The sequence below is a fragment of the Streptomyces sp. NPDC005070 genome (genome assembly GCF_053600395.1).
The window spans coordinates 1-3,077 of the sequence record NZ_JBSFZS010000333.1 but is presented as its reverse complement, the minus strand read 5'-3'; the positions used below and the strand labels follow the sequence as shown (position 1 = coordinate 3,077).

3 protein-coding genes are annotated in these 3,077 nt (G+C 72.0%); 2 read left to right on the top strand and 1 reads right to left on the bottom strand.

What is annotated here, in order from left to right; all coding sequences use genetic code 11:
• The first annotated feature begins 367 nt into the window (after window positions 1-367).
• Both ACWEBX_RS38630 and ACWEBX_RS38625 read left to right on the top strand, forming a co-directional pair.
• Complete coding sequence (locus tag ACWEBX_RS38630) at window positions 368-967, top strand: isochorismatase family protein (RefSeq protein ID WP_451889391.1); 600 nt, start codon at window positions 368-370, stop codon at window positions 965-967.
• Between the two features lie 10 nt (window positions 968-977).
• The gene (locus tag ACWEBX_RS38625; protein ID WP_451889390.1) at window positions 978-1,889 is read left to right on the top strand and encodes a GlxA family transcriptional regulator; all 912 of its coding nucleotides are present in this window, start codon (window positions 978-980) and stop codon (window positions 1,887-1,889) included.
• A gap of 17 nt (window positions 1,890-1,906) precedes the next feature.
• On the opposite strand, the gene ACWEBX_RS38620 is transcribed toward ACWEBX_RS38625, so the two are convergent.
• The coding region (locus ACWEBX_RS38620; RefSeq protein ID WP_451889389.1) for a Na+/H+ antiporter NhaA at window positions 1,907-3,077 on the bottom strand (1,171 nt) is incomplete at its 5' end.

Sequence of the window (3,077 nt, the reverse complement as noted above, 5' to 3'; positions counted from 1 at the left end):
GGACCGGCGCCTCGCGCACATCAAGCACGTCGCCGAGGTCGCGGAGCGGGCTTCGCGCGGGTGATCGCCTGGGAACGGTTCCCCGCCGACCGGCTCCGGACGGCGGGGAACACCTGCATGTCCGCTGTTCATGGGCCGTGTTCCCTTGTGTTCATGTCCATCCCCTGTACATGTGTCCGGCGCCCCCATGTTCATGTGTCCAGTTCCTGCGTCCAGTCCGTGTGTTCAGGCCATGTGTCCAGTCCTGTGGCCGGTTCGTGTGTCCCGTCGTGTGTTCGCCCCCCGGGACCGGGCGTGACCGGATCGGTCCGCACCCGGACCCGATGAGGTCTGTCCCCCCGACGTGCGCCCCGGTCAGAGTGGGGACATGACCCGAGCACTGATCGTCATCGACGTCCAGGAATCCTTCCGTGCGCGCCCCCTGTGGGAGACCATCTCCGACCCGAAGATCGCCGACCGGGTGGACCGGCTCGTCCGGCTCGCCCGCCGGGCCGGCGACACGGTGGTGTGGGTGCTGCACTCGGAGCCCGGCAGCGGCGACGTCTTCGACCCCGCCCTCGGCCACGTCCGGCTGATGGACGAACTTCGGCGCGAGGACGGCGAGCCACTGATCCACAAGACCTCGCACAACGCCTTCACCACCACCAACCTCCAGCAGCTCCTCACGGAACGCGGCGTCCGCGAGCTCACGGTCTGCGGTATCAGGACCGAGCAGTGCGTGGAGACCACCACCCGCCTGGCCGCCGACCTCGGCTACCAGGTCACCTTCGTCTCCGACGCCACCGCCACCAACCCCATCCCGCACCGGGACGCCCCCGCCGATCAGAGCGTGGCGGACCTGCTCGCCGACCCCCGCACCCTCGCGGCCGAAGACGTCATCAGGCGCACCGAATACGCCCTCGCCGGGCGCTTCGCCACCATCGCCACGGTCGACGAGCTGGAAACCGCCGCCGCGTCTCAGGCATGATGACCGGATCGTGAGCCACATCGTCTTCTTCCTGGTGCCCGGAGTGCATCTCCTGGATCTGGCCGGCCCCGCGCAGGTCTTCTCCACGGCCGCCGACTTCGGGCACCCCTACACCCTCGGCTACGTCGCCGAGCGGCAGCAGATCATCACCGCCCAGGGGCTGCCGCTGGTGGCCCGGACCGAGTGGCCCGAGCTGGGCCCCGAGGACCTGATCGTCGTGCCCGGCTGGCGCGCGCTCACCCTCGGCGACGGTCCTTCCATCGGCGAGGCCACCCTGCGGGCCCTCCGGGACCACCACGCCCGCGGCGGCACCGTCGCCAGTGTCTGCGCGGGAGCCGACGCGCTCGGCCGGGCCGGACTGCTCGACGGACGACGGTGCACCACCCATCACGACGTCCAGGACGAACTCGCCCACCGCTACCCCCGGGCGGACGTGGTCCGCGACGTCCTGTACACGCAGGACGACCGGGTCGTCACCTCGGCGGGCATCGCCAGCGGGATCGACCTCGCCCTGCACCTCATCGCCGGCCGGCACGGCCCGGCGGTGGGCGCGCAGGTCGCCCGGGACATGGTGGTCTACGCACGGCGCAACGGCCATGAACCCCAGGCCAGCGCGATGCTCCGGCACCGGTCCCACCTGGACGACACCGTGCACCGCGCCCAGGACCTGCTCGACGCCCGCTTCGACCGGCCGGTGCCGCTTCCGGAGCTGGCCGCCGCCGTGGGAGTCAGCGAACGCACCCTCACCCGGCTCTTCACCCGTGCCACCCAGGGCCTCACACCGCTGCGCTATCAGCAGGCCCTGCGCCTGGAGCGCGCCGAGCACCTCATCAGCCACGGCGCCACCGTCGACGCCGCCGCCCGCGCCGTGGGCTTCGAGGACGCCCGTATGCTGCGCCGCCTGCGGGCCCGCGCCGGCTGAAGCCCGTCGATCGGACCTCAGGGCTCCTGTCCCGCGCCCGTCAGCGTCGTCCGCTGCCGCGCGGCACGGACGGCCGCCGTCAGGGAGGCGATGTCGTAGGCGCCGTAGTGGCGGCGGCCGTTGACGAAGAACGTCGGCGTGCCCGAGACGCCGCTGAGGTCCGCCGACTCGACGTCCATGGCCACCCGGGCCGCGCTCGCGCCGCCCCGCAGGTCCTCACGGAAGCGGCCGCTGTCGAGGCCCAGCCGGGCCGCGTACCGGAACAGGTCCTTCGGCCCCAGGTCGCCCTGGTGTCCCATGAGGAGGTCGTGCATGTCCCAGTAGCGGTCCTGGTGGGCCGCGGCCTCGGCGGCCTGCGCGGCGAGCTGGGCGTTGGGATGCACATCGGTGAGCGGCAGATGGCGCCACACATAGCGGACGTCCCCGAAGTCGGCGAGCAGTTCGCGCACCACCGATTCGGCCAGACCGCAGTACGGACACTCGAAATCGCCGTACTCGACGAGCGTCACCGGCGCGTCGACCGGCCCGCGCACATGGTCGTGCTCCACGTCGACGGGTTCGCTCAGATCGACGATCGTCTGGCCGGTGCCGAGGAGGGCCCGCGCGCGGGAGCGTCCGCCGAGGGCACCGATCACCAGGGTGACGACCCAGGTGAGGAGGAACGAGCCGGCGACCGCGGCCAGAATGCCGATCTTCGCCTGCTCCAGCCGGGCGCCGTCGAAGGCCAGCGACGCGATCAGCAGCGCCACGGTGAAGCCGACGCCCGCCAGCGTGCCGCCCGCGGTGATCGCGCCCCAGCCGACGGGCGGGTGCAGACGTCCCCGGCCGAGGCGCGTGGCCAGCCAGGTGCCGCCGATGACGCCGACCGGCTTGCCGAGCAGGTAGCCGAGGAAGATGCCGAGGGTGACCGGTGAGGTGAAGGCCTCGGCGAGCTGACCGCCGCTCAGGGAGATGCCGGCGTTGGCCAGGGCGAACAGCGGCACGATCACGTAACTCGTCCAGGGATGGAACATCTGCTGGAGCCGTTCGTTCGGCGAGAGCGTCGAGGCGAGGCCGCGGCGCACCGTGCGCGCCAGTTCCGGCGTCGGCTGTTCGCGCACGAAATGGGCTTCGCCCGCGAGGTCGGCGACAGTCTGGTCTTCATGGACGACGGCGTCGTGGTCGAGTCCGGCAACCCGCGCGACGTCC

Coding starts and splice junctions, on each gene's coding strand:
- ACWEBX_RS38630 (WP_451889391.1), top strand. CDS start 368: ATGACCCGAGCACTGATCGTCATCGACGTCCAGGAATCCTTCCGTGCG.